This window comes from Paraconexibacter sp. (assembly GCF_059438195.1).
This window is the reverse complement of the sequence record NZ_JBLKKY010000025.1, coordinates 20,666-46,699: the sequence shown is the minus strand read 5'-3', so window position 1 is coordinate 46,699 and position 26,034 is coordinate 20,666. Positions and strand designations below refer to the sequence as shown.

Annotated in this window: 24 protein-coding genes; 21 read left to right on the top strand and 3 right to left on the bottom strand. The window is 72.3% G+C overall.

Annotated features, from left to right (window positions below):
- Positions 1-34: 34 nt before the first annotated feature.
- Positions 35-1,381 (top strand): inositol-3-phosphate synthase, encoded by a 1,347-nt coding sequence (locus ACME2J_RS10640; protein ID WP_495544889.1) that lies wholly within the window; start codon positions 35-37, stop codon positions 1,379-1,381.
- Between the two features lie 202 nt (positions 1,382-1,583).
- On the opposite strand, the gene ACME2J_RS10635 is transcribed toward ACME2J_RS10640, so the two are convergent.
- Entirely contained in the window at positions 1,584-1,958 is a 375-nt protein-coding gene (locus ACME2J_RS10635; RefSeq protein WP_495544888.1) for a DUF1801 domain-containing protein, read from the bottom strand.
- Positions 1,959-2,089: 131 nt separating this feature from the next.
- Here ACME2J_RS10635 and ACME2J_RS10630 point away from each other — a divergent pair, with 131 nt between their 5' ends.
- Both ACME2J_RS10630 and ACME2J_RS10625 read left to right on the top strand, forming a co-directional pair.
- On the top strand, positions 2,090-2,668 hold the full coding sequence (locus tag ACME2J_RS10630) for a carboxymuconolactone decarboxylase family protein (protein ID WP_495544887.1): 579 nt from the start codon (positions 2,090-2,092) through the stop codon (positions 2,666-2,668).
- A gap of 153 nt (positions 2,669-2,821) precedes the next feature.
- On the top strand, positions 2,822-3,571 hold the full coding sequence (locus ACME2J_RS10625; protein WP_495544886.1) for an SDR family NAD(P)-dependent oxidoreductase: 750 nt from the start codon (positions 2,822-2,824) through the stop codon (positions 3,569-3,571).
- A 134-nt stretch (positions 3,572-3,705) separates the two neighbouring features.
- On the opposite strand, the gene ACME2J_RS10620 is transcribed toward ACME2J_RS10625, so the two are convergent.
- Positions 3,706-5,154 carry a hypothetical protein gene (locus tag ACME2J_RS10620; RefSeq protein ID WP_495544885.1) on the bottom strand — a complete coding sequence of 483 codons (1,449 nt, stop codon included), beginning with the start codon at positions 5,152-5,154 and terminating at the stop codon, positions 3,706-3,708.
- Between the two features lie 512 nt (positions 5,155-5,666).
- Between ACME2J_RS10620 and ACME2J_RS10615 the strand changes: the two genes are divergently transcribed.
- The 15 genes from ACME2J_RS10615 to ACME2J_RS10545 all read left to right on the top strand — a co-directional run bounded on the left by ACME2J_RS10615 (position 5,667) and on the right by ACME2J_RS10545 (position 21,887).
- Positions 5,667-7,505 (top strand): GAF domain-containing protein, encoded by a 1,839-nt coding sequence (locus tag ACME2J_RS10615; protein WP_495544884.1) that lies wholly within the window; start codon positions 5,667-5,669, stop codon positions 7,503-7,505.
- Positions 7,506-7,605: 100 nt separating this feature from the next.
- A complete protein-coding gene (locus tag ACME2J_RS10610; RefSeq protein WP_495544883.1) occupies positions 7,606-8,076 on the top strand; it encodes a hypothetical protein in 471 nt (156 codons plus the stop codon).
- The gene (locus tag ACME2J_RS10605; protein ID WP_495544882.1) at positions 8,073-8,882 is read left to right on the top strand and encodes an ABC transporter ATP-binding protein; all 810 of its coding nucleotides are present in this window, start codon (positions 8,073-8,075) and stop codon (positions 8,880-8,882) included. The genes ACME2J_RS10610 and ACME2J_RS10605 overlap by 4 nt, the downstream gene beginning before the upstream one ends.
- A gap of 22 nt (positions 8,883-8,904) precedes the next feature.
- A complete protein-coding gene (locus tag ACME2J_RS10600) occupies positions 8,905-9,753 on the top strand; it encodes a helix-turn-helix transcriptional regulator (protein WP_495544881.1) in 849 nt (282 codons plus the stop codon).
- A gap of 126 nt (positions 9,754-9,879) precedes the next feature.
- Entirely contained in the window at positions 9,880-10,671 is a 792-nt protein-coding gene (locus ACME2J_RS10595; RefSeq protein WP_495544880.1) for an MlaE family ABC transporter permease, read from the top strand.
- A gap of 1 nt (position 10,672) precedes the next feature.
- Positions 10,673-11,521 (top strand): MlaE family ABC transporter permease, encoded by an 849-nt coding sequence (locus ACME2J_RS10590; protein ID WP_495544879.1) that lies wholly within the window; start codon positions 10,673-10,675, stop codon positions 11,519-11,521.
- Positions 11,521-12,924 carry an MlaD family protein gene (locus tag ACME2J_RS10585; protein WP_495544878.1) on the top strand — a complete coding sequence of 468 codons (1,404 nt, stop codon included), beginning with the start codon at positions 11,521-11,523 and terminating at the stop codon, positions 12,922-12,924. Before ACME2J_RS10590 ends, ACME2J_RS10585 begins: the two co-directional genes overlap by 1 nt.
- The gene (locus ACME2J_RS10580) at positions 12,921-14,414 is read left to right on the top strand and encodes an MCE family protein (RefSeq protein WP_495544877.1); all 1,494 of its coding nucleotides are present in this window, start codon (positions 12,921-12,923) and stop codon (positions 14,412-14,414) included. Before ACME2J_RS10585 ends, ACME2J_RS10580 begins: the two co-directional genes overlap by 4 nt.
- A complete protein-coding gene (locus ACME2J_RS10575; protein ID WP_495544876.1) occupies positions 14,411-15,751 on the top strand; it encodes an MlaD family protein in 1,341 nt (446 codons plus the stop codon). Before ACME2J_RS10580 ends, ACME2J_RS10575 begins: the two co-directional genes overlap by 4 nt.
- A 1-nt stretch (position 15,752) precedes the next feature.
- Positions 15,753-17,129 carry an MlaD family protein gene (locus ACME2J_RS10570; protein ID WP_495544875.1) on the top strand — a complete coding sequence of 459 codons (1,377 nt, stop codon included), beginning with the start codon at positions 15,753-15,755 and terminating at the stop codon, positions 17,127-17,129.
- The gene (locus tag ACME2J_RS10565) at positions 17,126-18,436 is read left to right on the top strand and encodes an MlaD family protein (protein ID WP_495544874.1); all 1,311 of its coding nucleotides are present in this window, start codon (positions 17,126-17,128) and stop codon (positions 18,434-18,436) included. Before ACME2J_RS10570 ends, ACME2J_RS10565 begins: the two co-directional genes overlap by 4 nt.
- Positions 18,437-18,468: 32 nt before the next feature.
- Positions 18,469-19,794 (top strand): MlaD family protein, encoded by a 1,326-nt coding sequence (locus ACME2J_RS10560; RefSeq protein ID WP_495544873.1) that lies wholly within the window; start codon positions 18,469-18,471, stop codon positions 19,792-19,794.
- 289 nt (positions 19,795-20,083) lie between these two features.
- Positions 20,084-20,512, top strand: a complete 429-nt coding sequence (locus ACME2J_RS10555; RefSeq protein WP_495544872.1) for a type II toxin-antitoxin system Rv0910 family toxin — start codon at positions 20,084-20,086, stop codon at positions 20,510-20,512.
- Between the two features lie 44 nt (positions 20,513-20,556).
- A complete protein-coding gene (locus ACME2J_RS10550) occupies positions 20,557-20,952 on the top strand; it encodes a Na-translocating system protein MpsC family protein (RefSeq protein WP_495544871.1) in 396 nt (131 codons plus the stop codon).
- A 74-nt stretch (positions 20,953-21,026) separates the two neighbouring features.
- Positions 21,027-21,887, top strand: coding sequence for an exodeoxyribonuclease III (locus ACME2J_RS10545; protein ID WP_495544870.1), 861 nt, complete (start codon positions 21,027-21,029; stop codon positions 21,885-21,887).
- Positions 21,888-21,895: 8 nt separating this feature from the next.
- On the opposite strand, the gene ACME2J_RS10540 is transcribed toward ACME2J_RS10545, so the two are convergent.
- Positions 21,896-22,477, bottom strand: a complete 582-nt coding sequence (locus tag ACME2J_RS10540) for a TetR/AcrR family transcriptional regulator (RefSeq protein ID WP_495544869.1) — start codon at positions 22,475-22,477, stop codon at positions 21,896-21,898.
- A gap of 57 nt (positions 22,478-22,534) precedes the next feature.
- Here ACME2J_RS10540 and ACME2J_RS10535 point away from each other — a divergent pair, with 57 nt between their 5' ends.
- The 3 genes from ACME2J_RS10535 to ACME2J_RS10525 all read left to right on the top strand — a co-directional run bounded on the left by ACME2J_RS10535 (position 22,535) and on the right by ACME2J_RS10525 (position 26,031).
- A complete protein-coding gene (locus ACME2J_RS10535) occupies positions 22,535-24,448 on the top strand; it encodes a hypothetical protein (protein ID WP_495544868.1) in 1,914 nt (637 codons plus the stop codon).
- A gap of 140 nt (positions 24,449-24,588) precedes the next feature.
- Positions 24,589-25,161: a hypothetical protein gene (locus tag ACME2J_RS10530; RefSeq protein ID WP_495544867.1), complete on the top strand. Its 573-nt coding sequence runs from the start codon at positions 24,589-24,591 to the stop codon at positions 25,159-25,161.
- A 438-nt stretch (positions 25,162-25,599) separates the two neighbouring features.
- The gene (locus tag ACME2J_RS10525; protein ID WP_495544866.1) at positions 25,600-26,031 is read left to right on the top strand and encodes a PaaI family thioesterase; all 432 of its coding nucleotides are present in this window, start codon (positions 25,600-25,602) and stop codon (positions 26,029-26,031) included.
- Positions 26,032-26,034 lie beyond the last annotated feature (3 nt).

Sequence of the window (26,034 nt, the reverse complement as noted above, 5' to 3'; positions counted from 1 at the left end):
TAACCGTTGATTCGGAATGGCTTACGGTAGTTCCATGACCTCCGATCCTGTCCCCCCGACCGTCGCCCCCGCAGAGGGCAAGCTCGGGATCCTCTGCGTCGGCCTCGGCGCCGTCACGACCACCCTCATCGCCGGCGTCGAGCTCGCGAAGCGCGGCGAGGGCCAGCCGGTCGGCTCGCTCACCCAGATGGGGACGATCCGCCTCGGCAAGCGCACCGACGACAACGTGCCGCTCATCAAGGACTTCGTCCCCCTCGCCGACCTCGACGACATCGTCTTCGGCGCCTGGGACCCGTACAAGGCCGACGCCCTCGATGCCGCCGTCAACGCAGGCGTCCTCGACTACCACAAGCACCTCGAGCCGATCGCGGACGCGCTGCGCGCCGTCAAGCCGATGCCGGCGGCCTTCGACGTCAACTACGTCAAGCGCCTCGAGCCCGAGAACGTCATGGCCGATACGTCCAAGCGCGGCATGCTCGAGCAGCTCCGCAAGGACATCCAGGCGTTCAAGGCCGAGCACGGCTGCGCGCGCCTGGTGATGATCTGGTCGGGGTCGACCGAGGTCTACATCGAGCCCGGCCCGGCGCACCAGAGCATCGAGGCCTTCGAGGCCGCCATCGACGCCGAGGACCCGTCGATCTCGCCGTCGATGCTCTACGCCTACGCCGCGCTCCTCGAGAACGTCCCGTACGCGAACGGCGCGCCGAACCTCGCCGTCGACACGGGCGCCCTGCGCCAGTTCGCCGAGACCAACAACGTCGCGATCTCGGGCAAGGACTACAAGACCGGGCAGACCCTGCTCAAGACCGTCCTCGCCCCGATGCTCAAGGCGCGGATGCTCGGCCTCAACGGCTGGTACTCGACGAACATCCTCGGCAACCGCGACGGTGAGGTCCTCGACGATCCCGAGAACTTCAAGTCGAAGGAGGTCTCCAAGCTCGGCGTCCTCGAGGACGTCCTCGAGCCGGAGCGCTTCCCCGACCTCTACGGCGACGTCTACCACAAGGTCCGCATCAACTACTACCCGCCCCGCGGCGACGCCAAGGAGGGCTGGGACAACATCGACCTGTTCGGGTGGCTCGGCTACCCGATGCAGATGAAGGTCGACTTCCTCTGCCGCGACTCGATCCTCGCGGCGCCGCTCGCGCTCGACCTCTGCCTGTTCATGGACCTCGCCCAGCGCGCGGGCATGGGCGGCATCCAGGAGTGGCTGAGCTTCTACTACAAGTCGCCGCAGGTCGCCCCGGGTCTCTACCCCGAGCACGACCTGTTCATCCAGCTCACGAAGCTGAAGAACACCCTGCGGTGGATGATGGGCGAGGACGTCATCACGCACCTCGGCCAGGACTACGCCGAGGACGAGCTCGCCGGCATGGCGTAGGACCGGCCGTCGTCGTGCCCCGGCGGACCGCCGCCGGGGCACCATCGGCGGGATCGGTCCGCAGACGCTTCTCGACGTCCAGCTCATCTCTCGGTCGGCCGGACGTGGGAGGTCGCATGTCAGTGGACCGTGGCGACGGCCGAGCGGATGGACCCCGCCTGCGACGCGGCCGTCGACACGATCCGCTTCACCGGCTGACGCCTCAGCGTGAGCGCGACGCCTCGTTGAGCGCCGCCGCCTCGCGCACGAGCGCCTTGAACGCGGGCGCGTCGAGCTCGTCGTCCTCGCGGAGGTCGATCGCGCGCCGCACGTCGCCGTCGAGGCTCGCGTTGAACAGCCCGGCCGGGTCCTCGAGCGCGGCGCCCTTCGCGAACGTGAGCTTCACCTTGTCCTTGTAGGTCTCGCCGGTGCAGATGATCCCGTCGTGGGACCAGACCGGGACCCCGCGCATCCCGTTGGACGGCTTGCGCCACTTGACGTCCTCGATGACGTCCGGATCGGCCTCCTCGATGAGCCGGCGGACGGCGGCGAGCCGCTGCTCGCGCCAGTCGTCCGGGTCCCCGGTCTGCTCGCTCATGCGCCGACGATAACCGTCGCCGCGGCGCCTCTTGTGCCGGTCTCCATGACCTCGCGACGGCAGGCGTGCGCCGACCGGGGTGACGGGCGTAGCGTCGGCGGGGACCACACCTCACCCGAGGAGGAGACACCGTGACGCGCCCGATCGAGCCGTTCACCCTCGACGACGCCCCCGAGGACGTCAAGGCGATGATGGAGCCGTGGAAGGACGGGCTCCACGTCATCGATGGGCAGAAGGACAGCCAGTTCCCCGGCCTGCTCGCCCACCGCCCCGAGCTCATGCAGACCGTCCTCACCCACTACGCGACCTTCCTCACGAGCGGGACCCTCCCGACCCGGCTCAAGGAGCTCGTCCGGCTCGCGACCGCCGACGCGATCCGCTGCAGCTCCTACTGCGTGAACATCCGCCTCGCGACCGGGCTCGAAGCCGGCGTCACCGAGGAGGACATCGCTGCGGCCCGCTCCCTCGACGCGAGCAAGCTGCCGGCGGACGAGATCGCCGCTCTGCGGTACGCCGGCGACTTCGTGCGCAATCCGCGTGCGCTCGAGGACAACTACGCCGAGCTCAAGGAGCACTTCAGCGACGAGCAGATCGTCGAGCTCGGCATCGTGTGCGCGACGTTCATGGGCTTCGGCAACATGGTCGTCGCCTTCGGCCTCGAGGCGGGCGTCGGCCACCCGCTCGAGCGCGTGCCGGAGATCGTCTCGTAGCGAGCGCCCCCGCGACGGGCGGAGGCGGCGTCGGCCGCCCGTCGTTGGGGAGGGCTCCAAGCGGCCGGTGCCCGTGTGGGCGGTCGCCCCTTCCCGGAGTGGTTGGTTCATCGTGACCGGGAGCGTTCGGACTCCCGACGCGAAAGGAGACACATGAGCGGCATCGCGATCCTCGGAGCGTCCGGCGGCCTCGGTTCTGCCATCGCGAAGCGACTGGCGCGTCGAACGCCGGTGACGGTCGGCTACTGCGGCAGCAAGGAGAAGGCCGAGGAGGTGTGCAAGGCCATCACGGACGAGGGCGGCCAGGCGCGCCCGGCCCACGTCGACATGACCGACCCGGCGTCCGTGCGGGACTTCGTCGCGGAGGCCCGTGACCAGTGGGACGGCCTCGACCACATCGTCCAGGCGACCGGCCCGCAGATCCCGCTCTGCGCGCTCGAGGACGTCACGGCGGAGGACTTCAAGCGGATCTTCGACACCGACGTGCACGGCGGCTTCAACGTGCTCAAGGAAGGCATCCCGGTGCTCAAGGCGGCCGGCGGCGGGAGCATCGTGCTCTTCCTCACCACGGCGATCCTGCGCACGCTGGAGAACGACGGCATGTCCGGGGTGCCGAAGACGGCCTTGTCGGGCCTCCTGCGGCAGGCTGCCCGGGAGGCGGGGCCGGACAACGTGCGCATCAACGGAATCGCGCCGGGCGTCATCGACGCCGGGATCGTCCTCACCTCGTTCGAGGTCGACGACGTCGCGAAGTCGGTGATCGAGAGCTGCATGGCGCAGACGCCGCTGGGCCGCATGGGCAAGCCGGAGGAGATCGCCGCGACCGTCGACTTCCTCACGTCGGACCGCGCGACCTACATCAGCGGCCAGATCCTCGCGGTCGACGGCGGCTACAGCGCGTAGGGCCTGGACACCTCGACGACGCCGGCCGATCGTCCCGCCGGCTCTGGATCCGGCACGGTGGCTCCTTCGGGAGCGCCGTGCCGGCCGTCGCCGAGTGCTCTGCGATGCACGCGGCGACGGCCTCCTCGCCGTTCTCAGCCCACGGTCTCCTCCGCCCGGCGCCGTCCGGTCGCGCGGTCCTCGGTCGCGAGTCGGGCCGCGAGGACGGTGGCCGCCCACGTGCGATGCGGGCTCGTCACGATGTGCGTCCAGGGAGCCGGCGGGAGCGTGTCCGCCGCGCGCACGAGCGAGCGGCAGAACCGCGCGGCGAGCCCCGAGGCCTCGCGCGTGCGCAGCATCTCGACGCAGCGCTGCCAGTTCTCTGGTCCGGCGTCATCCGGCAGGTCCAGCATCGCGGTGCGTCCCGGCGCGACGGCGCGGATGTCGGCCGGGTCACTGATCAGCACGTACTCCGGCGGCGCCGCAGCGCGGACGTCGATCGCGCTGCGCTCGGTGCACCACCCGAGCAGACGGGCGACGTAGGAGTCCGGCTGGGCGCGGACGACCTCGCCGGCGCCGGCCCAGACCCTGCCGGTGGCACCATCGATCGTCACCTCCTCTCCGAGGAGAGAGGTGAGGGCGTCGCCCGACGGACGATCCGCCGACACGTGCACGACCGGGCAGTCGAAGCAAGAGCGCGCGCGGGCGGGGGGCGCGGCGCCCTCGCGCCCCGTGAGGATCACGCCGTGGACCGGGGTTCCCGGTCGCCGCGGCACCGACGTGAGGAGGATCGTGTCGCGTGCGCCCGGGGTGGCCACCTGGGTGAGACGCCCGGTGCTGACGCCAGCTGCGAGGCCGGTGCCCTGCGCGACGAGCCTGAGGCCGGCCTCGGTGACGAGCAGCGGGGCTTCGGCCTCGTCGAGCGCGCGGAGCGGGACCCGGTGCAGCGCGTCCTCCGGTGTGAGGAGCCCGTTGTCCACCAGGTCGACGAGGACGCGCAGACCCGCTCCGCCGCGTGGACTGCCGAGCCACGCCGCGGTGACGCAGAGGCCGTTCTCGCCTCCGACGAACTCGAGCATGCACATGTCCCGGTGCTCGGCCTCGATGAGCGAGAGCGCGTTCTCGAGAAGCGCATGATGGTCGGGCCACGTGCTGCGAAGAAGGGCGATCGGCTCGACGCGACGGCCGTCGCGCAGGAGCACGTGACCGTACACGCCAGGGCTGCCCGTGAGCGGGTCGCGCGACCACACTCGGCCCTCGAACGCGCTCGCGATGTCGTCCGGCACCGCGCCGTGGACGAGCACGGGCCCGTCCGCGAAGGCCGCGAGCGCGGCGGCGAGGTCGTCGAGCGTCTCGACGTCCTCGACGCGCCGCCGCGCCGGCAGCGGCGCTCGCGCATCGGCGTCCTGCACGGTGAGGGTGAGGTCGCTCGTCCCGTCATCGACGTGCTTGCCGGTCCGCCGTTGCGCCTGGTCGGCGATCGCTCGAGCCCATTCCCGAGGGGACCGGTCCTCTCGCTCGCTGATGATCACGGCGTCGGCGACGCGCAGGCCGACGCGCCTGGCGGTGTCCAGGACCGGAAGCGGCGAATCGCTACGAGCCACTGTCGCGGACGGTGCGCTCGCGCGACACCTTGGCGACGCGACGGCGTGAGGGACGGGGAGGACGAGGCACTCCGGGAAGGCTCGTCGCAGCGGCGGTTCGTGGGACCTGCTGGACCATGCCGCCATCGTGCCGAGGCGCGGAGTCGACGCTCCGGCAGCCGCGCTGCAGGGCTTGGAGATCGAGACAACGGTCTCGACGCCAACGAGGAGCGGGGCCAGGGACCGCGTGCGGCTACGCGCTCCGCCCGATGACGGGAGCGCGCGCTGCCGGAGGAGCTCCTCGGGGGTGCGTTGTAGAGATCTCCAGCGCAGCTTCGACGGCGGCGCGCGCTGGGCGCGAGGGCTCTAGAGCCTTCCACTTCGACGCGGGTTGCACTTAGGGTAGGACCGTCCGGCTTCGCGCGCCGCCGCGCCACTCGGGACGTGGGGCGTCGCGCGCACGCGTCGCCGCACCGAGAGGAGGAGGGTCATTGCTGTCGACAACCCTGGATGCCGGGAGCATCACAGGACCGGTGGAGGCTCAGGGGTACGAGCAGGCCTTCCGGGCGCTCGGCGACGTCACCCACGCGCTGACGTCCGCCGACCTGGATCTCGACGACCTGCTGCACCTCATCGCTGCTCACACGTGCCGGCTGTCCGGCGTCCGGCGGTGCAGCCTCTACCTCAAGGACGAGAAGACCGACCTGTTCCACGGCCGTGTCGGTCACGCGGACCGCGACATCGACGCGGGGGTCCAGCGTCTCGTCGCCGGCGTGCCTGCGGACCGCTTCACCCAGGAGATCCTCGAGACGAAGAAGCCGGTCCTCCTGCGCAACGCGGCGGAGGACCCGCGCGCCATCCGCTCGACGATGCTCGCGTGGAACGTGCGATCGATGCTCGGCGTGCCGATGGTGCTCCGCGAAGAGGTCGTCGGCATCATCTTCCTCGACGACATCGAGCGACCGCACGAGTTCACCGCCAAGGAGCAGGAGGTCACCGCGGCGTTCGCGAACCTCGCGGCGGCGGCGATCGCCCAGGCGCAGCTCACGACGAAGCTGCGGGCGAGCAACGAGACGGCCGCGCGGCAGAACCTCGCGTTGCGGCGCGCGGCGACGCTCGAGGACCGGCTGACCAAGCTCGTGCTCGAGGGAGCGGATCTCCAGCAGATCGCCCGTGCGGTGGCGGAGCTCGCGAACCGCCCGTGCGCGGTCTACGACGCCGACAAGGTGCGGCGCGCGAGCGCCGTGCCACCTGGCGCGGTCGAGGAGACCTTCGACACCGTCCTCGACGGCCGGCACCGCGACGACTCCCAGGTGGCCGAGGCCCTCGCCGCCCTGGGGGAGAAGCGCGCTGCGGTCCTCGGTCCCTTCACGGTGCCGCAACTGCGCCGGCGGTACCTCGTGGCGCCCGTGATGGCGCGCGACGACGTGTGGGGTTACGTGGTGCTCGTCGAGCAGGGACAGCGGTTCGGGGCCATGGAAGCGCTGCTCGCACCGCGCGCTGCCACGATCGTCGCGCTGGAGATGAGCGCGGAGAATCGCGCAGCGGACGCCGACTGGGACGCCGGCGAGTCGCTGATGAGCGAGCTCGTCCGCGGCAACCGCGACACCGCGTCGCTCGAGCGCCGGGCGGAGTGGTTGGGCATCGACCTCAACGCTCCGCACGTCGTCGCGCTCCTGGCCGTCAGGCAGGGCCACACGGCGGTCCTGCCGTCGGCGCGGGACATCGTCGCGAGGGCGCGCGAGCTCGACGACGGCGACCGCGTGCTTCTCGCGACGGGAGTGACCGAGGGCGTGGCCCTGCTCCTACGCGTCGACCCGGTGGCGGACCGCAGGCGACAGCTCCAGGCGACCAAGGCCGTGCTCGGGCAGCTGCTGACGGAGCTCGCGCTCGAAGACCAGCTCGTCGCTGCCGTCTCGGCGCGGTGCGTGGGAGCCGAGGACTACGTCCGAGGTTACGGCGAGGTCGTCGACCTCTCGCGCACGCTGTTCGAGTTCCGTCCCGCAGGCGACGGACGCGTGGTCAGCGCGCAAGAGCTGGGGGCCGGCCGGCTCCTCCTCGCCGGGGTCGATCGCGAGACGGCCGGCAGGTATCTGCGAGAGGTGCTCGGCCCGCTTCTCGACGGCGCCGACGCTCGCACTGCGGATCTCCTGCGCACACTGCGGATCTTCCTCGACGAGTCGCGGAACATCCGGCGCTGCGCCGAGCGCCTCGCCGTCCACGAGAACACGATCCGCTACCGGCTGTCGCGCGTGGAAGGTCTGCTCGGGCTCGACGTCGCGACCGATGCGGGCGACCAGCTCACCGTGCAGGCGGCCTTGATGGTGCTCGACCTCCGCGACGGGTCGGGCGAGGGTGCCGCGCTGCCATGAGAGTCGTCGCGGGGCCCGTCGGCTTTTTGGAGATTCGTCCAGTGGTCCGGCGCGTCGACCGTTGCGACGTGCGTTGAGATGTCGTCAGGGTCGTCGAGCGATGCGAGGGGCCACCGCCGACACACGCCTCCATGCCCACGACACGGTGCGCGGCAGGTCGCCCGCCCATCGGCCGGAGGGCGCGGACGTCGCGGCGGACGTCGCGGCGTCGCTGCGCGATGCGCTGCGCGACGCCCTCGACGGACCAGAACGCGCGCTTCGCCGGCTGGCCAAGGCGGGGACGGGAGTGAGCTTCTACCTCGCGGGCGACGACCGGCCGGTCGCCACGCTGCTGTGCGACCGGTATCCGCCGCAGCTGGAGCGCGTCCCGCAGCCGGCGGAGGTCGATGTCACGCTCACCGCGCAGCAGATGCGAGACCTCGCGGCCGGGAGGCTGCGGCTTCCGGCGCTCGTCATGAGCGGGGACGTCGAGTGCGGCGGGCCCGTGCGCCGCTTCCTCCGCGTCGCGCCCATCCTGCGGGCGCTGCTGGAGGACACGTCCGCGAAGCCCGACCCGCTGCCCACGCCGTGACCCCGGCGACGCTCGCCAACGACGCGGCGGCCGGCGTCTCGGAGTCGGACATCGCCGCCATCGAGGCGAAGGGCCTGCACAAGGCGTTCGGCAGGCATCACGTGCTCGCCGGCCTCGACCTGCAGATCCCCGAAGGCGCCCTGTCGGTCGTGATGGGGCCGTCCGGCACCGGCAAGAGCGTGCTGCTCAAGCACATCATCGGCCTGATGCGACCGGACAAGGGCGAGGTTCTCGTCCGAGGCCGGCGGCTCTCCTCCATGAGTCGCTCGGAGGTCTTGGCGCTCCGTCGCGGCATCGGCGTGATGTTCCAGGACGGCGCGCTCTTCACGTCGATGACCGTCTTCGACAACGTCGCCTTCCCCCTGCGACAGCACACGGACCTCGAGGAGCACGAGGTGCGGGAGGTCGTCGCGGAGCACCTCGCCGCCGTCGGCCTCTCGAGCGCGGCGGACCGCTATCCGAGCGAGCTGTCGGGCGGGATGAAGAAGCGCGCCGGCCTCGCCCGAGCGCTCGTCCTCGACCCCGGCATCGTGCTGTGCGACGAGCCGGACTCCGGGCTCGACCCGGTGCGCACGGCGATCCTCGGCGAGCTGCTGCGCGACCGGCACGCCGAGCTCGGCGGGACGATGGTCGTCGTGACGCACAACATCGCGCTCGCCAAGATCGTCAGCGACCACGCGGCGATCGTCTGGCGCGGCCGCATCGTCGAGTCCGGTCCCAGCGAGCGGCTCTGGGGCTCGTCCAACACCTTCGTCCATCAGTTCCTGCACGGCGACACCGCCGGGCCGCTGGACATGGACCAGTGACCGTCGAGCCGTCCTCGCGGCGATGACCTGGCTGCCCGAGGACCTGAGGGACCTCGACGCGCTCCAGCGCCGGATGCGCGGCGCGACCACCGTCGGCGAGCTCCTCGCGCGGATCTGCAACGAGGCCCGCGTGCTCGGCCCGTTCGATCGGGCGGTCGCGCTGGGGCTCGAGGACGGACGCCTGACCGCATCGGCCTCCGCCGTCCTCGCGGACTCCGACAGCGATGCCCTGCGCCGCCGGCTCCTCCGCGAGCCGGTCGGTCTGCCGCCTCGCAGCGCCGAGGCCTCGCTGCTGCGCCACGGCGGCACGTGGAGCCGCACGACCCACACCTCCACGAGCGTCCTGCGGGAGCGGTTCGACCTCGCCGAGCTCGCCCTCGTGGCGCTCTCGCCGCAGTCGCGACCCCTGGCGATCCTCGTCGCCGACCGCTCGCATTGGCCGGTCGACGGCGACGCGCTCGACGCGCTGCGGCTTCTCGGCCACATCTCCGGGCTCGCGCTCGAGCTGTTCGTCGTCCAGGCGCGCATGAAGGAGATCGCGACCGAGCTGCGCTACTTCACCGCGGGTACCCAGGCGCTCGTCCAGGAGGCTCTGCGTTCCCCGGTCGGGCTGCAGCAGGATCACGGTGCCGGCCCGGTGTTCCCGCCGCTCGTCGCCACCGCGGAGGCCCACTCCAGACCGGGCCACCTCAGTGAGCGCGAGGAGGCGGTGGTGCGGCTGCTCGTGGCCGGCCGGTCGAACCGGCAGATCGCCGAGGAGCTCAACGTCTCACCGGAGACGGTCAAGGGCTACGTCGCGCGGACGCTTCGCAAGCTGGGAGCTGCGAACCGCGTCGAGGCGGTCGCTCGCTACCTGGCCATCACGGGCTGAAGCGAAACTCACCCGGCCGGGGGTCAACCCGCAACCGGGTGGGGCTATTGGGCGGTTGGGGCAGGCGCGAGAGTCGGCGACGTGGCAGGGACGACGAGCACGCGGCGGCTCGGCCTCGAGGATCGCATGGCGACCACGAGGTGGTACGAGTCGTTCGAAGCCGCAGGCGACATGGGACGGCTGCTCCTGCGGACGCTGCGCGTCGCCTTGACCCCGCCGTTCACCTGGCGCAAGGACGCGGTCGAGCAGTTCTCGACGTACTCGCGACGCGAGATGATCCCGCTGGCGCTGTCGATGGCCGGCTACCTCATCGGCTACGGCGTCTTCTTCTTCGGCGGCGTGACGGCCGCCCTCGGCGTCGGTGAGCGCCTCGGCGGGGCGCTGTACATCGCCGTCGTGCGCGAGATCGGCGTGTGGGTCTCGACCATGATCTTCGCCGGGGTCGCCGGCAGCGCTGTCGCGGCGGATCTCGGCTCGCGGAAGATCCGCGAGGAGCTCGACGCGCTCTCGGTGCTCGGCGTCGACCAGATCCGCACGCTCGTGGTCCCGCGCGTCGTCGCGATGACCCTCCTCGCGCCCCTCCTGGGGATCATCGGGATCTTCCTGGGGACGCTGGCCCCGCTCCTCGTCGCGCCTGGCCTGCTCGGCCATCCGCCCGAGGTCTACATCTACAGCATCGTCCACAACATCTACGTGACCGATCTCCTCTCGTTCACGTTGAAGCTCACCGTCGTCGGGCTCTTCGTCGGCATCGTGAGCTGTCAGAAGGGACTCTCCTGCAAGGGCGGCGCCGAGGGCGTCGGCCGGGCGGTGACGCAGACGGTCGTCATCAGCTTCTTCGGCATCTGGCTGATCAACAGCCTCTGGAATCTCGGCTACCTCACGCTGTTCCCCGAGACCGGCGTCCTCAAGGGCTGACGTGGCGAGCGTCCCGACACCAGGCCCCGGCGTCCCCGCCACCGAGGTCGATCGACCGCCGGCTCCCTCGGGCGCTCGTCGGCTCCTCGGCGAGGTCGGCGACCTCGCGGCCTTCGCCGGCCAGTCGCTCACCTCCCTCGGCGGGACGTTCCGCTACACGTCGGAGATCCTGCGGCAGACCGCGATCCTCGTCCGCGGGACGACGCTGTTCCTCGCGGTCATGCAGGTCTTCTTCGGCTTCACGATCGTCAACTACGCCTTCTTCTTCTTCCGGACGATCGGCGCCTCGGACTACGTCGGCGTGACGACGGGCCTCGCCGGCGTCCGGCTCGGCTGCATCGCGATGTTCGCGTACGTCTTCGCGTCGAAGGTCTGCTGCGCGGTCGTGGCCGAGATCGGTGCCGCGAAGATCAGCGAGGAGATCGACGCCTACGAGACGGAGGGCGTCGACCCGTACAAGTACATCATCGGGACGCGGGTGGCGGCCGCGCTCCTCTACATCCCCATCGCGGCGATGGTGAGCCTCGCCGCGCTGTCGTTCGGCGGCTACCTCAACTCGGTCGTCGTGCTCAACGGACTCACCGCCGAGCAGTTCTACTCCGTCCACTGGGCGGTGATGAGCCTCTCGGACGTCTTCTACATGTGCATCACGATCGGCACGACAGGTGTCGCGCTGATCCTCGTCGCCTGCTTCTACGGGTTCCGGACCTCAGGAGGGCCCGAGGCGGTCGGCCAGGCGGTCGCGCGGTCGCTGATCGTGAACATCACGCTCGCGCACCTCATCCCCGCGTTCTGGACGATGACGTTCTACAGCCCGCAGAACCCGGCGCTGAACATCGGGGGCGGTTGATGCCCGCGGAGACGACGACACGCCGCGGGCGCGGAGCCCTCGCGGCGCTGCTGATCGCCTCCGCGCTCGTCGTCGCCCTGGTGGCGACGAGCGGTGACGACCGCCACCGCCTGGAGGTCGAGGTCCCGGATGCGACGAACGTCATCGCCGGGCAGGAGATCCGCCAGGGCGGCGTCGTCGTCGGCGAGGTGGGGAGCATCGACTCGGCCGACGCCGGGCGCGCCGCCCGCGTCGAGTTGCGGCTCGAGGACGACGGGTGGCCGCTCACCGATCGCTCGCTGCTGCGCCTGCGGTGGGGCGGGACGATCACCTACGCGAACCGCTACCTCTCGCTCGAGCGTCCGGCCGGTGGCCGGCCCCTGCCCGACGGCGGGACGCTGCCGGCCGACCGCTTCAAGGTGCCGGTCGAGTTCGACCAGCTGCTCACGACGTTCGACGCGACGCTGCGCGAGGACCTCAGCCGCATGTTCGACCGCGCCGGGGCCGCCTTCGCCCTCTCCGAGGAGCCGCTGCAGGAGGCGCTGCGCGAGGACCGCGCTCCCGCAGCGGTCACCGAGGCGGGAGCCGTCTTCACCGAGCTGAACGCGAGCAGCCGCGTCCTGCGGTCGCTCGCGCGCTCGGGCGACCGGGTCACCCGGGCGGTCCGGGAGGCCAACCCGAGCGTGGGAGATCTCGTCTCGCACGCCTCGACGACCTTCGGGGCCCTCGCCGCCGAGGCCGACGGCGTGCGGGCGACGCTGGAGGAGGTGCCGGGGACGCTCTCGACGGCGCAGACGACGCTGGCCCGGGCAGAGACGACGCTCGGCAAGACGGGTGAGCTCACCCGCGAGCTGCGGCCGGGCGTCAGCGAGCTGCGGGAGCTCACCGGCCCGCTCGCCCGCGTGCTGAGGACCGTCGACCGGGTCGCCCCGGAGGCGACGACGACGCTGGCGACGCTGCGCGAGGCTTCGCCGGACATCGACGAGCTCGTCTCCCGGGCGACGGCCGCGATGCCCCGGCTGGCGAAGATCGGCGCCGAGGGCGAGGAAGCGGCGAGGTGCATCCGCCCGTACTCACCGGAGATCGCCGGGTTCTTCGCGACGTGGAACTCGTTCACGGCGAACACGGACAAGCGCAACAAGTACGTCCGCCTCCAGCTGCAGGCGCATCCCTTCCCGAACGCGACGCCGCTCACCTCGGAGCAGGTCGTCGAGGCCCTTCCCTCGCTCGAATACGCCTTCCCGCGTGTCCCCGGGTGGGACGGCGGCCAGCCGTGGCTCCACGAGGAGTGCGGCGCCGGCGAGGACGCCCTCGACCCGACCAAGGACCCGCTGGCCCGCACGTTCGACCCGCTCGCGAAGTCGCTGCTCGAGGACAACCAGCCCCCGCAGATGTCGACCGCCGAGCCGGAGCAGAAGCCGTGAGCGCGGCACGTCTCCCCGGCGCACTCGCGGCGCTCGTGGTCGTCGCGATCCTCGTCGGCGTGGCGGCGAGCGGCGGCGAGGAGCCGTATCGCCTGCAGCTCACGCTCGACAACGCCAACGGCCTGCGAAAGGGCTCCGGCGTGCGCATCGCGGGCGTCGAGGCCGGCCGCGTGGCCGAGCTCGAGATCGGCGAGGACGACAAGGTCGTCGCCGACCTCGAGATCCACCCCGACGAGGCGCCCGTCGGCCGCGACGCCGCGGTCTCCATCAGCTCGATCAACCTCCTCGGGCAGAAGTTCGTCGAGCTCGAGAAGGGGACCGTCTCCGACCCCGCCCCGTCGGGCAGCGTCATCGCGCCGCAGCGGATCGGCCGCTCGACCGATCTCGACCAGCTCCTCGGCATCCTCGACGGCGACACGCGGGCGCGGCTCGCCGTGCTCATCAACGAAGCGGGGGCGGCGTTCGCCGGGCGACGCCAGGACTTCACGCACCTCCTGGGGGAGCTTCCGCAGACGTTCACCGAGCTGCGGGAGCTCGTCCGTCGCGTCGCGGCCGACAACGACGCCCTCGGAGATCTCGTCGAGAGCAGCGATCGCTTCGTCACCCGGATGGCCGTCGAGCGACGGGAGCTCGGCGCGATGCTGGACGAGGTCGGTGACATGTCGGCCGCTCTCGGCACCCGCCGGCCGCAGCTGCGCGAGGCGCTGCGCCGCGCCCCCGGCGCGATGCAGCAGCTGCAGCGGTTCCTCGCCGACCTGCGGGCAACGACGAAGCCCTTGTCGCCGGCCGCGAAGGAGCTCGCGTCGGTGGCCCCGACGCTGCAGTCGACGCTCAGCGAGGTGCGTCCCTTCCAGCGCGCCGCCGAGCCGCTGTTCTCGAAGGCCGAGGACGTCGCTCCCTCGCTGACCAGGCTCAGCAAGGAGGCGACCCCCGTGCTGCGGCAGGCCGTGCCGACCGCGCAGGCGCTGCAGGACTTCAGCGACTCGTGGGAGCCGGCCGCCAAGACGGTCGACGGCAGCATCGACAACACGATCGCGATCCTCGAGAACTGGGCGCGGGTCATGACCTACCGCGACGGGCTCTCGCACGTGTTCCGCGCCGAGGCCGTGGTGACGCCGGAGGCCCTGAACGCGATGGTCGACCGGCTGACCCGTCGTCAGTCCCCGACGAAGCGCAAGCGCCCCTCGGCCGGACGCGCCCCGGCTCCGAAGGCCGTCGCGCCGCCGGCGAAGACGGACGACCGCCCCGCCCCCGCGAAGAAGCTCGAGGACCTGCCCGAGACGCTCGAGCAGCTCGGCAAGGAGATCGAGAAGCTCCCGGGCAAGGTCGAGCGGCTGCCCGAGCAGCTGCGTGAGCAGCTCCCCGACGCCGTCGACGACCTGCCGCTCGACGTCGGCAAGACGCTCGGCGGCCTCGGCAAGCGGCGGCCCCAGGGCTCCGAGACGGACGCCGACGTCAACCCGCTCCTCGACTTCCTGCTCGGCCGATGACGACCAAGCCGCGACAGTCCTTCGCCCTCGCACGCCGGCGTGCCCAGCGCCGGCCGGCCTACCGCCTCGCCCGAGGCGTGTTCGTCACCGTGCTCCTCGGACTCGCCGGTCTCTTCGCGATCAAGGCCTACGACGGCGTCCCGACGAAGGACTACGGCTCGCTCTACGTGGAGGTGCCGGACGTCGGCAACCTCCGCGAGCACGATCAGGTGCGGATCTCGGGCGCGCGCGTCGGGCAGGTCATGGAGACCGAGATCACCGAGGACGGGCGTGCCCGTGTCGAGCTCCAGATCGAGCCAGCGACCGGCGACCTGCCCAGCGACACCGGCGTGAGCGTGCGGGCAGCAGGTCTGCTCGGTGCCCGCTACATCGAGCTGCTGCCCGGGCGCAGCGCCGACGTGCTCGCGGAGGGGGCCACGATCCGGGGTGCCGCCGACGCCAAGACCTACGGCGTCCCCGAGGCGCTCAACGTCTTCGACGAGGAGACGCGCGGCGCGCTCGGGGACATGGTCCGAGACACGGGCACGGCCCTGCTCGGCAACGGCGAGCCGCTCAACGAGGGGATCGAGGACGTCTCGGCGGCCCAGGAGCCGTGGCACCGCCTCCTCGGCACGATCCTCGACGAAGGCCGTGTCGAGCGGCTCGTCCCGTCCATGGCCTCGATGATGCGGCCGCTCGACGAATCGCGCGACGACGTCGCGGCGATGCTCGAGCCGGTGCGGCGCGCGATGCGGCCCTTCTCGCAGGAGGAGCCCGCGGTCGAGCGGGCGCTCGAGGAGGCCCCGAGTGCGCTGAGCACGATGGCGAGCGGGCTCGCCGGCGGCCGGAAGCTGCTGGCCTCGGTGCGCGACGTCTCGCGCGCCGCCGACCTCGTCCTGCCCGAGGCGCCGGGCGGGCTGCGTGCGGCCACGGCTCTCCTGCAGGAGAGCCCGCAGCCGCTCGACGCCGCGAAGGAGCTCCTGGACCGCACCGAGCAGGCGGTTCCGGACGTCCTCGAGATCACGAGCGCGACGAAGCCGCTGCTCGACCCGATGGCCCAGGCGCTCAGGAGCCTCGTCCCGATCAACCAGAAGGTCGGCGAGTACCGCTGCGACCTCGAGATCTTCGCGGCCAACTACCGCAGCTTCACCGGGTTCGCCGTCCCGGGGCCGACGGGCAACGTCGGGCAGATCCGCCTGACCCCGATCGTCACGCCGATCGAGAACCTCGGGTTCGACGCCGAGGAGTCCGGCCTCGCGCCGCGCGACCCCTACCCGGAGCCCTGCGAGTACTTCGGGAAGGACAGCACCCAGGGCGGTCGGTTCGGCCTGCGACTGCCGACCGGGGGAGGTGGCTGAGATGCCGCGCGCGCACTCGAGCTCCGTGCTCGGCGACCCCCGGGCGAGGCTCGGGCTCATCATCGTCGTCGTCTTCGCCCTGCTGCTCGTCGCGGCGTTCACGCAGGTGGTGCGCAAGCTCACCGGTCCGGAGACCCAGACGGTCCGGGCCGCGTTCACCAACAGCCAGCAGGTGCGGACCGGTGATCCCGTGCGCGTCGACGGCGTCAACGTCGGCAAGGTCTCGAAGGTCGAGCGGCACGATGACTCGACGGGGTCGCTCGTCACCATGGAGGTGGAGGACGAGGGCTTTCCGCTCTACGCCGACGCGAGCGCGGACCTCGCGATGCGCAGCCTCCTCGGCGGCATCTTCGTCATCAACCTCGACCGCGGGACGCCGAGCCGCGGGCCGCTCGGGTCGCGCACGATCCCGCCGGAGCGCACCGACGGTCAGCAGGAGCTCGAGGACATCGCGAGCATGATGGTGGGCGGCGCCGCCGAAGAGGGGCTGCGCACGATGCCGTCGGAGCTCGCCGAGGCGTTCTCCGACGACGACCTTCCCGCCGCGACTTTGCGCGAGCTGCGGCGTGTGTCGCCGGACGTCGCCCGCGGCCTGAAGGCCGCGCGTGGGCGGATCCCCGGTCGCGACCTCCGCACGCTGTTCGAGAACACGGACCGCACGGTGCGCGCACTCGACACGCCGGGCGACGACGTCCGCGCTCTCGTGAGCGGCGTCGCCGCGACGCTCGGCGCCTTCGCTGATCGCCGCGGTGAGCTGCGCACCACGCTGAGGACCGCGCCGGCCTCTCTGCGCACGACGGTCTCGACCCTGCGGCGGCTCGACGGGACGCTGGACCGCGTGGACCCGCTCGTCGACGAGCTCCGGGACGGCGCCGAGGATTGGGCGCCCACCTTCGCCGAGCTGCGGCCGACGGTCGCCGCCGCATCGGCGCTGCTCCGCGACGCCGAGCCGCCGCTGCGGTCCCTGCGGCCGACCTCGGCGTCGCTGAGCGGGCTGAGCCGCGTCGGCGGCCCGCTGCTGCGCGACATCGATCCGGCGCTGCGACGCCTGGCGGATCGCGTGCTGCCCTACATGAACGAGATGGACGAGCCGACGCAGCACACACCGGCGCAGATGGTCGGCCCCACCTTCTCCGTGCTCGGCAGCGGCGCGTCGGCTGCCCACGACCGCAACGGTCACATGTTCCGATTCCCGGCGACCGCGGGCGAGGCCTTCTTCTTCCCGAACAGCCTTCCGTGCCGCACGCAGCTCACGGACCCGGACAAGGCCGCTCTCCTCGCCTGCGACACCTTGCAGCAGGCGATGAAGACGTTCTCGTCCTACGACCCGCTGGCCGGGACGCCCGGGACGGACTCGTCCACGAGGAGCAAGCCGTGATCGAGGTCAACGACCGCCTCACCGAGCGCATCAACCGCGCCCGGCTGAAGCTCGAGGTCAAGCGCGCGTCGCGTTTCGCGGTCGTGACGCTCATCGGCGCCCTCATCGGGGCGGGCTGCGCCTACTGGGCGGTGAAGAACATCAGCCGCACGACACTGAGCGACTCGAGGACCGTGAGCTTCGCCGTGGCCGACGCGACGTCCGTCGTCGAGGGGCGCCACGAGGTCCGCTTCAAGGGCGTGCCCGCCGGCGACATCACGAAGGTCGAGATGGTCGACCAGCAGCCGGTCATCACGGTGAAGATCCAGAAGAAGTTCGGCCGGGTCTTCCGCGACGCCGAGGTCGCCGTCCGGCCCACGACGCCGCTCGAGGACATGTACCTCGACATCCTCGACCGCGGAACGCCGCGGGCGGGAGAGGCGAGCGAGGACGCGCCCGTGCCCGCCGACCGCGTCACGACCAACGTGGACATCGCCGACGTCCTCAACGCCTTCCAACCCGGTGTGCGCGGCCGCTTCCGCTCCCTGCTCGCGAACCTCGGCCGCGGGCTCGACGATCGCGGAGCGTCGCTGCGGGCCGTCTTCGCGGAGCTCGTGCCGACGCTGCGCGAGGCCGGGCGCCTCACACGCGAGCTCGCCGATCGCGAAGGCGCGGTCCGCCGCCTCGTGCACAACACCGGAGTCCTCACCGCCGAGCTCGGCCGGCGTGAACGCCAGCTGCGCGCACTCGTCCGAGAGGGCAGCGCGACGTTCTCGACGGTGCAGGCCGGCGCCGACGACCTCGAGGCGACCATCGCCGCCCTGCCGGGGACCCTCCGCGAGCTGGACGGCAGCATGCGCGCCGTCACTGGGGTCGTGGACGACGTCGACCTCGCGGTCGCGCGCCTGACGCCCGTGGCCCGCGAGCTGCCCGGATCGCTGGAGGCCGTCCGCGATCTCAGCGCGGACGCTCACCCCGCGATCGACGACCTCCGCGAGCCCGTGCGGCGGCTGCTCCCCCTCAGCCGGTCGCTGCGCCCGCTCTCCCGGCACCTCGAGCGGGGGCTGCAGACCCTCGCGCCCACGGTCCCGGTGATCAACCGGACGGCGAAGACCCTGCAGGACTGCGAGTGGGGCGTGTCCCACTTCTTCCTCTGGGACCCCGCGATGGGCACGCTGCAGGACTCGCGCGGCGCGATGCCCCGGGCGGACCTGCAGGCGAGCGCCGTCTCCAGCGGCCTCGTGAACGACCCCCGGTACTTCGTGCCGAGCTGCGCCGGCGGCAAGACCGTCGGCGGCCGGCCCGTCGAGGAGAAGGACAAGCGCTGATGTCGCGCAAGATCCCGGGCTACCCTGGACACGTGGCGACTGCGGCCGCCGTCGTCATCGCCGCGGTCGGCTGGCTGCTCGTGCAGCTCAACGCGGCCGGCGGCCTGCCGTCGCTCGGCGACACCTATCGGGTCAAGGCGTTCGTGCCCACCACCGCGTCGCTCGCGACGCAGTCGCGGGTGACGATGGCCGGCGCGGAGGTCGGCAAGGTCAAGGCGGTGGAGCGCCGGGGCAACGCCTCGATCGTCGAGCTCGAGATCACCGACGACGACGTCGTCCCGCTCCCGGCCGACTCGCGCGTGGCCATCCGCCTCCACACCCCGGTCGGCGAGAACTACGTCGCGATCAGACCCGGGCGGTCCGCCGAGCGGATCGAGGACGGAGGCACGCTCCCGGTCGAGCAGGCCGACGACTACGTCGATCTCGACGAGATCCTCTCGCTCCTCGACGGAGAGACGCGGGAGAACGCCCGTCGCTTCTTCCAGGGTGTCGGCGGCGGCGTGCGTGGGCGCGGCGTCGAGCTGGGCAAGGTCTTCCAGGGGACCGCCGCCACCTTCGAGGACGGAGGCGAGCTCACTCTCGACCTCGTCCGGGACCGAGACCACATCGCCAGCCTGATGCGCCAGTTCGGTGACGTGTCCCGTGCGATCGGAGAGCGGGGCGACAGCCTGCGCTCCCTCGCGGGCCGCGCGCGGGTCGCGATGGAGGCGGTGGCGAGCCGCGACCGGCACCTGCGGGAGATGCTGCGGGAGCTGCCGGGGACGCTCGGCCGGGCACGGTCGGCCACCGCCACGCTGTCGCAGGTCTCGGGTGAGGCGGCCCCCGTCCTGACCGAGCTGGCCGCGGGGGTGCGCGAGCTGCAGCCGACGTTCACGGCGCTCCGGCCGGCCGCGCAGGACGGTCGCGAGCTCCTGCGCGAGGTCGCCCGCTCCTCGACGCCGCTGCAGGCCACGCTGCGGCGGGTGGAGGCTGCGTCCTCGCCGACGAAGGACGCCCTGCCGAAGCTCAACGGCGCGCTGTGCGAGGTCAACCCGTTCCTGCGCCACCTCAGCCCCTACGCGCAGGAGATCGTCGGCACCCTCCTGGGCGTGGGCTCGGCGACGAACGCGTACGACGGGCTCGGCCACCTCATCCGCGTCTCTCCGATCATCAACGACAGCTCGATGCCCGGCCTCCCGCGGCCCGTCAGCGAGGCCGCGAACACGCTGCTGCACGCGGGCATCCTGCAGAAGGCCAACGGCTACGGCTACGACCCGTACCCCGAGGCCGGCTCGCTCGGGGACATGAGCAAGACGATCGGGATCCTCGGGCCCAAGGAGTACGACATCCCCTACGAGCGGGTCGAGGCGGACTGCTGAGGGAGTTTCCCGCCCCTCGAGCAGCCTTCCGTTGGAGCGCGCTCCAAGGGCAGGGCGACGAGCTCGTGACGGCTCCCGCGGAGTTCGCTTTGCTCCTCCCGAGCGCCCGCGGGCCGCGCGTCCTCACTCTCTCCAGCGCACGGCTCGACTCCTGAAGGGGGCGCCGGCCGGCTCGGAGCCGTCTCGCGTCGCGAATCGACCCCTCGCGACGCGGGCGGCTCCGCCGGCCGATCGACCGCGCCACGCGGGATGCGGTGAGAACGCCGTCACGAGGAGGTACGGTCGCTCCATGGACATCACGCGCGAACGGCCGCTCCCCGCGACGCCCGAGGAGGTCGCCCGTCTCGTCAGCGACCTCGAGCGCTGGCCCGAGTGGTTCGCGCTGCACAAGGGCTGGTCGGGAGAGGTGCCGTCCGAGGCGAACGTGGGGACGACGTTCAAGCACAAGGTGCGCGTCCTCGGGGTGGCAGGGGACGTCACCTGGGAGGTCGTCGAGGTCGACATCCCCGAGCGCTTCGTCCTCAAGGGCAAGGGGCCGAGCCGGACGGGCATGGGTCTCGACGTCGGCATCTCCCCGCAGGAGACGGAGGGCTCCCTCATCGCGTTCGAGGCCCGGGTGAGCGGGCTCGTCCTCAAGCCCGTGGAGGGGATGCTGCGGGACTGGCTCGACGTGCGCGTCGAGCGGACCCTCGACAGCCTCGAGGCGCTGCTGCGCTGAGGTTCGCGCGGCGCCGATCCGCAACGATCCAGGAGGAGGACGGGATGAGCCAGACAGATGCGCACCCACCGCACAGCGGAGCGGTCCGGTACCGGATCTCCGACGCGATCGTCGCTCTCCACAAGGAGTACTACGGCCGCGGGCCCGACCAGGCGAAGACCTACTACCTCGACGACATCGTCGTCTGCATCATGCGCGGGGGGTATACGCGGGTCGAGCAGACGCTCCTCGAGGGAGGCAGGCGCGAGGCGGTCATCGAGCAGCGGATGGCGTTCCAGGAGGTCATGGTGGGCCGCTTCAAGAAGGTCATCGAGGACGAGACGGGCCGTCGCGTCATCGGCTTCATGTCGGGCAATCAGCAGGACCCGGACATGATCTCCGAGGTCTTCGTGCTCGAGCCGACCGACCTCATCGATTCGCACGCGGCGGGCGACGGCTGAGCGGGGCGAAGGACGGCGCGGCGCGGGCCGTCACTCCACGTCCGGCGCCGTGGGAGAGCCACTACGGTGGACCGGTGCGCATCGCGACCTGGAACGTCAACTCCGTGAAGCAGCGGGTGCCGCGACTGCTGCCGTGGCTCGACGAGCGACGGCCGGACGTCGTCTGCCTGCAGGAGACGAAGCTCACCGACGAGGCGTTCACCGACCTGCTCGGCGACGAGCTCGCCGGGCGCGGGTACGAGGCCGCGGTCCACGGGGAGCCGTCCTGGAACGGCGTCGCGATCCTCTCACGCGTCGGGCTCGAGGACGTGACGACGGGGCTCGAGGACGGGCCGGGCTTCCCGCACCCCGAGGCCCGCGCCGTGGCGGCGACGTGCGACGGCGTCCGCGTCCACTCGGTCTACGTCCCCAACGGACGGAGCCCGGGGTCGGACCACTACGCGTACAAGCTCGCCTGGCTCGGGGCGCTCCGCGACGTCGTCGCCGCCGGCCCGGACGACGTCGTCGTCTGCGGCGACATCAACATCGCGCCGACCGACGAGGACGTCTTCGATCCCGCGGCCTACGTCGGGCAGACCCACGTCACCCCGCCCGAGCGGCAGGCGCTCGCCGACCTCCGGGCGGCGGGCCTGCGCGACGTCGTCCGCGACCGCTGGCCGGCGGAGCGGGTCTTCACCTACTGGGACTACCGGGCAGGGATGTTCCACAAGGACTGCGGGATGCGCATCGACCTCGTCCTCGCCGCGGACCCCGTCGCCGAGCGCGTGAAGGCCGCGTGGGTGGACCGCCAGGCGCGCAAGGGCAAGGGGCCGAGCGACCACGCGCCCGTCATCGTCGACCTCGACGAGGCGCCCGACGGCGACGTCGGACCCGTCGTCCCGCCCCCGTCGGCGCCGGCCGCCCGCCCCGGGACCGTGCGGCTGCCGCAGGCCTGAGCCGCCGCTCAGCCCGCTCGGCTCGAGGCGACGAGGACGGGGAGGACGTCGCCGAGGATCCGCTCGAGGTGCGGGCGACCGAGGTCGCCGGCTCTCCAGCGGTCGATGAGGCGCTCGCCGAGGACGAGGTAGCCGTCGAGCGCGGCGAGGACGGTCGGGGGTGGGTCGCCCTCGCCGAGGTGGTTGCGGGCGATCGCGCGGGCGAGGGCCTCGCGGGCCCCGGCGACGAGGGCGGCGACGTCGGCGTCGGACGACCCCGCCGACCGGAAGATGAGGAGCACGGCGGGATCGTCGTCCTCGACGGCGTCGAGCCACATCGCGACGTTGCGCGGCAGCTTCGCGGACACGGGGAGGTCGGGGTCGACGGAGAAGCGCCCCGCCATGCGCTCGATCGCCTCCGCGACGGCGGCGCGCTGCAGCTCGGCCCGGGAGTCGAAGTACCGATAGAGGAGGTTGCGCGTGACGCCGGCCGCGTGGGCGATGTCCTCGAGCCCGACGTCCTCCTCGCGCCGGCGGGCGAACTCCTCGAGCGCGACGCCGATGAGGTGCGCGCGGCGCTGGGCCGGGGGCATGCGGCGGGCGGTCGTCACGCGCCCCAGCCTAGCTTGTTGTACGTCAGGTACAACAGCGTGGTAGGTTGCCGCGCCATGTCCCGAGCGAGGTCCGCCGTCATCGCGTCCGTCGCCGTCGTCGCCGCGGTCGCCGCGGTCGTCGCGGGTCCGGCGAGCGCCGCCCCGAGCGCGCCGCCGTGTCGCACGCCGGTCGGCGAGCACGAGCCGCCCTGCAACCCGCACCTCGCGGACTCCTCCTGGGGCGCGGCGCACGCCGGCTCCTACGCGTCGGGCGCCTCCGCCTTCCCCGGCCCGCGGCCCGGTGACCGCGTGGACTGGCAGCACGTCCGGCTCCCCGGCTCGCCGACGCAGGTGCCGATCGTCATCGACTTCTCCTCCGAGTACCCCGGCGGCGGCCGCGCCGCATGGATGTCCGTCGTCTCGACGCCCGACGTGAACGGCGTCCACAAGGTCGACGTCGCGACGGGCGAGGTCATCGACAGCGTGACCACCGCGCCGAGCGCCCTCGACGCGACGATCACCGGCGCCTACAACCTCCTCGACCGCGACGACCACCTCTTCGTCGGCCGCCAGCGGTCCCTCGACGTCTTCGGCGACGCCGAGCCCGGCCGCCCTGACTCGCCGATCGCGAAGTTGAAGGCTCTCGCCCTCCCCGACGACGCGCTCTGCGGACCGTCGGACAAGCTCGTCGGCATCACGATGACCTACGACGGTCACATCGCCTTCGCGAGCGAGCGCGGCGCGGTCGGCGTCGTCCCGCGGACGCTGGACGACCTCACTCCCGGCAACGTGAGGGTCGTGCAGCTCAACGACGGGCGATGCGCGGACGGCACCGACGCCGACGCGCTCGAGATCGTGTCGAACTCCATCGCCGCCGACGAGGACGGCGGCATCTACGTCGTCACGTCGAAGGCGATGCACCGCGTCGACTGGGACGGCCGCCGGCTGCGCCGCGGCTGGACCGCCGACTACGAGACGGGCGTCGGCGGGGGCGTCCGACTCGGTGACGGCTCGGGTTCCACGCCCGACGTCGTCGGCACCCGCCGGGACCGCGACCGGTTCGTCGTCATCACCGACGGACAGCCGCTCATGCATCTCGTCTACCTCTGGCGCGACGGGATCCCGAAGGGCTGGGAGCCCATCGCTCCCGGCAAGGACCCGCGGATCGCCTGCGAGGTGCCCGTGCGCTTCGGCGACCCGTTCGCGACGGCGTCGAGCTCGGAGCAGTCGGTGCTCACGAGCGGCTACGCGAGCTTCGTCGTCAACAACAAGCTCGCGAACGAGGCGCTCCTCGCCGGTCTGCCGCCGGCCCAGCGGCAGGTCGCCGCCGCGCTCGCCGGCCAGGACCCGCTCAACGCGCCGTACGGCCTCGAGCGCATCGACTGGGACCCCGAGACGCGGTCCTGCCGCTCGGTGTGGGCGAACCGCGAGGTGTCGATCCCCAACGGGATCCCGACGCTCAGCACGAGCTCGGGCCTCGTCTACGGCCAGGGTCAGCGTCTCGGCCGCTGGGGCCTCGAGGGCCTCGACATCGAGACGGGCCGCCAGGTGCTCCACGTCCCCGCCGCGCCCGGCCCCGACTCGAACTCGATCTACGCGGCGACGGAGGTCGGGCCGGGCGGCGCGATCTGGCAGGGCACCGCGGGCGGCATCGACATCTACCGCGGCCCGTCCCAGCCGCCGCCGGCGACGCGCTGCTTCGACCTCGAGCCGCCGACGCTCGCCTCGGTGCGGATCCGGCGCGGGCGGCTGTCGGGCCGCGCGCGGGACACCGCCTGCGGCGAGCGGGCGGGGAAGGTCCGGGTGCGGGTCGCGCTGCGCCGCGGCAAGAAGCTCATCGCGCGCCGCCGCCCCGTGGTCGACGCCCGCGGGCGCTGGAGCGTGCGCCTCCCGCGGGATCGCGTGCGGCTGCGCGTCGAGGTCGTCGCGGTCGACGCGGCCGGTCAGCGGTCGGCGCCGAAGCGCCGCGTCGCGGGGCCGCGGCGCTAGGCCGGCGGCTGCCGGCGCGGCCCGGCGGCGCCTCGTGTCGCGGGTGCGCGCCAACACGCCCCGTCTGGTCGTCGTGCGTGTTTCCGCGGTGGCGCGTTCCGGTGACAACAGGATGACCCCACCCGACCACGGAGGTCCGGATGACGATTCGACGCCTCGCGACGCTCGTCGCGGCAACTGCCCTCGCAGGGGCGATGGCGGTCCCCGCGGCCGTCGGCGATCCGAAGGCCAAGGAGTACACCGCCGATCTGCAGTCCCTCAACGGCTCCGGCGTGACCGGCACGGCGACGCTCGAGCTCGACGGCGACGAGCTCACCGTGAGCATCGACGCGACGGGCCTGGAGGCCGGCAAGCTCCATCCCCAGCACGTCCACGGCTTCGACCGGCCGCGCAACTCGACGTGCCCGCCCGCGTCGGCGGACACGAGCGGTGACGGGCTCGTCTCCGTCGATGAGGGCGCCCCGTTCTACGGCGGCGTGCGGCTCCCGCTCGCCCCGTTCCCCGTCGCTGACGGCGCCGGTGCGATCGACTACGACGAGACCTTCGACATCGAGCGCAAGGGCAACAGCTCGCGCTTCACCGTCGAGGTCGAGGACGAGGACGTCCAGCTCGGTCCGCTTCAGAACCGCGCGATCGTCCTGCACGGGATGACCGTCGGGGGCGACTACGTCCCGACGCTCCCCGTCGCCTGCGCGCAGCTCGAGAAGCCCTGAGCCGACCGCGCGACTCGGCGGCCCCGCGACGACGCGGGGCCGCCGGGCCGAACCGGATTCCTGGGGTGCCATGACACCCCAGGAATCCGGTTCGGCCGTGAGGGAAGGACCGCCCGATGCGCGCGCGCTCGTGCGGCGCCCTGCCGGCTCCGACGCGACGCGCATCGGCCTTGGGGGCGATGTCGTCGCCGAACCACTTCGCCTGCTCGTAGGCGTCGGTGTGGCAGCCGACCCACGCGAGCAGGCCGGAGTAGGAGACGACGGCCCGCTCGGAGTCGGAGAGGTCGAGCCGCTCCGCGAGCCGCAGGGCGATGAGGCACCGACGACATCTCGGGGCGCGGTCGGTCTCGAGCGTCCGGCGGCCGCCGGAGCCCTGACGGCTACGGTTCCGGGCGTGCGCAACACCATCGGGAGCGGCGACGGGGCGAGGCGGCGGGCGTGAGCACGACGGAGGAGGTCGGCGAGGCGCAGGTGCGCCGCAGCTTCGAGCGCCAGACGTTCATGCACACGCTCGGCGCGACGCTCGAGGACGTCGGAGAGGGGACGACGCGCCTCCGGCTCGCCCGCGAGCAGCCGCTCACGCAGCAGCACGGCTTCATGCACGCCGGGGCGCTCATCACGATCATGGACGTCTCCTGCGGCTACGCCGCGCTCTCGCTCGCGCCGCCGCGCAGCGAGGTCCTCACGGCCGAGCTCAAGGTGAACCTCCTGCGCCCCGTCGCGTGCGAGGCGGTCATCGCCGAGGGGCGCGTGCTCAAGGCGGGCCGCAAGCTCACCGTCTGCCAGGGGGACGCCTACGACGCCGACGACCCGTCGCGGCACCTGGCGACGATCCTCGCGACGATGGTCGTCTCGCCGCTGGAGCCTTGACGC

Excerpts from the sequence above, each read along its gene's own strand:
- ACME2J_RS10640 (WP_495544889.1), top strand. The coding sequence starts at position 35 with ATGACCTCCGATCCTGTCCCCCCGACCGTCGCCCCCGCAGAGGGCAAG.
- ACME2J_RS10635 (WP_495544888.1), bottom strand. The coding sequence starts at position 1,958 with ATGAGCGAGCAGACCGGGGACCCGGACGACTGGCGCGAGCAGCGGCTC.
- ACME2J_RS10625 (WP_495544886.1), top strand. The coding sequence starts at position 2,822 with ATGAGCGGCATCGCGATCCTCGGAGCGTCCGGCGGCCTCGGTTCTGCC.
- ACME2J_RS10610 (WP_495544883.1), top strand. The coding sequence starts at position 7,606 with ATGCGAGGGGCCACCGCCGACACACGCCTCCATGCCCACGACACGGTG.
- ACME2J_RS10600 (WP_495544881.1), top strand. The coding sequence starts at position 8,905 with ATGACCTGGCTGCCCGAGGACCTGAGGGACCTCGACGCGCTCCAGCGC.
- ACME2J_RS10595 (WP_495544880.1), top strand. The coding sequence starts at position 9,880 with ATGGCGACCACGAGGTGGTACGAGTCGTTCGAAGCCGCAGGCGACATG.
- ACME2J_RS10585 (WP_495544878.1), top strand. The coding sequence starts at position 11,521 with ATGCCCGCGGAGACGACGACACGCCGCGGGCGCGGAGCCCTCGCGGCG.
- ACME2J_RS10575 (WP_495544876.1), top strand. The coding sequence starts at position 14,411 with ATGACGACCAAGCCGCGACAGTCCTTCGCCCTCGCACGCCGGCGTGCC.
- ACME2J_RS10570 (WP_495544875.1), top strand. The coding sequence starts at position 15,753 with ATGCCGCGCGCGCACTCGAGCTCCGTGCTCGGCGACCCCCGGGCGAGG.
- ACME2J_RS10555 (WP_495544872.1), top strand. The coding sequence starts at position 20,084 with ATGGACATCACGCGCGAACGGCCGCTCCCCGCGACGCCCGAGGAGGTC.
- ACME2J_RS10550 (WP_495544871.1), top strand. The coding sequence starts at position 20,557 with ATGAGCCAGACAGATGCGCACCCACCGCACAGCGGAGCGGTCCGGTAC.
- ACME2J_RS10535 (WP_495544868.1), top strand. The coding sequence starts at position 22,535 with ATGTCCCGAGCGAGGTCCGCCGTCATCGCGTCCGTCGCCGTCGTCGCC.
- ACME2J_RS10530 (WP_495544867.1), top strand. The coding sequence starts at position 24,589 with ATGACGATTCGACGCCTCGCGACGCTCGTCGCGGCAACTGCCCTCGCA.